General features: G+C 70.9%; 2 protein-coding genes and 1 pseudogene. 1 reads left to right on the top strand and 2 read right to left on the bottom strand.

Features of this window, described 5'->3' with window-relative positions:
* Positions 1-117 precede the first annotated feature (117 nt).
* Together tmk and mltG are read right to left on the bottom strand one after the other, a co-directional pair.
* The gene (tmk, locus tag B0W88_RS31345; protein ID WP_077038368.1) at positions 118-729 is read right to left on the bottom strand and encodes a dTMP kinase; all 612 of its coding nucleotides are present in this window, start codon (positions 727-729) and stop codon (positions 118-120) included.
* On the bottom strand, positions 730-1,725 hold the full coding sequence (mltG, locus tag B0W88_RS31340; protein WP_077038367.1) for an endolytic transglycosylase MltG: 996 nt from the start codon (positions 1,723-1,725) through the stop codon (positions 730-732).
* 56 nt (positions 1,726-1,781) lie between these two features.
* Here mltG and B0W88_RS31335 point away from each other — a divergent pair.
* Positions 1,782-2,218, top strand: a pseudogene (locus B0W88_RS31335) (folate-binding protein); the annotation flags it as partial.

The following is a 2,218-nucleotide window of genomic DNA, read 5'->3' as shown; positions in this document are numbered from 1 at the left end:
GCGCCAGGTCGAACTGGCCCACGCCCGCCGGCCCCTGCACCAGCAGCGCATGCGATCGGGCGGTGCCCAGCGCCCGGGCCAGCGGCTCGGCCAGCCAGGGGAGTTGGTCGGCCTCGCTCACCATCCGCGCTGCTCCATCACCGCGACGATCTGCGCGGCGACCTCGACCACCGGGCGGCTCGCGTCGATGCGCGCAATGCGCTGAGGCGCGGCGTTAGCACGGGCCTGGTAGCCGGCGCGCACGCGCTCGAAGAACTCCAGGTCGAGTTGCTCGAAGCGGTCGGCCGCACGCGCGGCGGCGCGGCGCTGCGCGGCGATTTCGGCGGGCAGGTCGAACCACAGCGTCAGGTCCGGCTGGCGGCCCTGCTGCACCCATTGCTCCAGCGTGGCCAGTTGCGCGAGGTCCATGCCGCGGCCGCCGCCCTGGTAGGCGAAGGTGGCGTCGGTGAAGCGGTCGCACAGCACCGTGGTGCCGGCGGCCAGCGCGGGTTCGATGACCTTGTCCAGGTGGTCGCGCCGCGCGGCGAAGACCAGCAGCAGCTCGGTCAGCGGCCCCATGCCGCTGTGCAGCACCATCTCGCGCAGCTGTTCCGCCAGCGGCGTGCCGCCGGGTTCGCGGGTGGACAGCACCGGTCCCTGCGCGGCCAGCCGCGCCTTGAGCGACTCGATGTGGGTGGACTTGCCGGCGCCGTCGATGCCTTCGAATGTGATGAACCTGGACACCGTCACTTACTTCCCGCGCACGTATTTGTTGACCGCGCGATTATGCGCGGCGAGGTCTTCGCTGAACTCGCTGCTGCCGTCGCCGCGGGCCACGAAGTACAGCGCCTTGCTGCGCGCCGGATGCACCGCCGCCTCCAGCGCCGCGCCGCCGGGCATCGCGATCGGCGTGGGCGGCAGGCCCGGGCGCAGGTAGGTGTTGAAGCTGGAGTCGGCCTGCAGGTCGCGCTTGTGCAGGTTGCCGTCGAAGTTCTCGCCCAGGCCGTAGATCACCGTCGGGTCGGTCTGCAGTGGCATGCCCAGCTTCAGCCGGTTGACGAAGACGGCGGCCACCAGGTGCCGGTCCGAGGCGGTGCCGGTCTCCTTCTCGATGATCGAGGCCAGGGTCAGTGCGGCATCGGCGTTAGGCAGCGGCAGGTCGGTGTCGCGGCCGGCCCAGGCGGCATCCAGTTTCTTCTGCATCGCGCGGTAGGCGCGCTTGAGCACGGTGAGGTCGCTGACGCCGCGGCTGTAGGCGTAGGTGTCCGGGTAGAAGCGGCCCTCGGGCGCCTGACCGGCGGGCGCGCCGAGCGCGGCCATGATCTCGGCATCGCTCATCGACGCGGTGGCGGGCTTCAGCGAAGGTGATTTCGCCAGCGCGGCGCGCAGCTGGCGGAAGCTCCAGCCGTCGATGATGCGGGCCTGCTCGAGCACCTCGTCCCCGCGGACCATCTTGGCCAGCAGCTCGCGCGGGGTGGCGCCCTGATGGATCTCGTAGCTGCCGGCGCGGATCTGGCGCGCCTGGCCGGACCAGCGGAACCACTCGTACAGCAGCCGCGGATCGGCCTGCACACCCGCGTTGGCCCAGGCCTGCGCCACCTGCAGCGGCGGCGTGCCGGCCTCGATGGACAGCTCCACCGAGGGCGTGGCCAGCTTCAGCGGCGCATTGAGCCACCACCAGGCATAGCCCGCCGCGCCGGCGGCCATAACGATCAGAACAAGCAGCAGTCTGCTCAACGACTTCATCGACTCGAAAACCCCTGAGACCCGCCTGTTGCGGGGCGCTGATGATAATCGTGCCCATGACGACTCCATCGACCGCAGGCGCCGCGCGCCTGAACCGCCTGGGCATCCTCCGTGCCCAGGGCGAAGACGCCGCCAAGTTCCTCCACAGCCAGCTGACGCAGGATTTCGCGCTGCTGGGCGACGCACAGGCCCGGCTGAGCGGCTTCTGCAGCGCCAAGGGCCGGCTGCTGGCCACGATGATCGGCTGGAAGAACGGCCCCGACGAGATCCTGCTGGCCCTGCCCGCCGAACTGCTGCCGGCGATCCAGAAGCGGCTCTCCATGTTCGTGCTGCGCGCCAAGTGCAAGATCAGCGATGCCAGCGCGGACTGGGCGCTGTACGGCGTCGCCACGGCGTCTGACGATGCGCCGGCCTGGTCGCTGACGCGTGACGGCGAGGCGACGAAGATCCGCCTGCCCGGCGTCGGGCTGTGGCTGCTCGCGCAACCGGCCGC

Source organism: Pelomonas sp. KK5, assembly GCF_001984095.1.
In the GTDB taxonomy this organism is placed as follows: domain Bacteria; phylum Pseudomonadota; class Gammaproteobacteria; order Burkholderiales; family Burkholderiaceae_C; genus KK5.
Note: the sequence above shows the minus strand (reverse complement) of the source record. Positions and strands in the feature narration are given on the sequence as shown.

Bases quoted from the DNA above. Each gene is read 5' to 3' on its own strand.
- mltG (WP_077038367.1), bottom strand. From the start codon at position 1,725: ATGAAGTCGTTGAGCAGACTGCTGCTTGTTCTGATCGTTATGGCCGCC.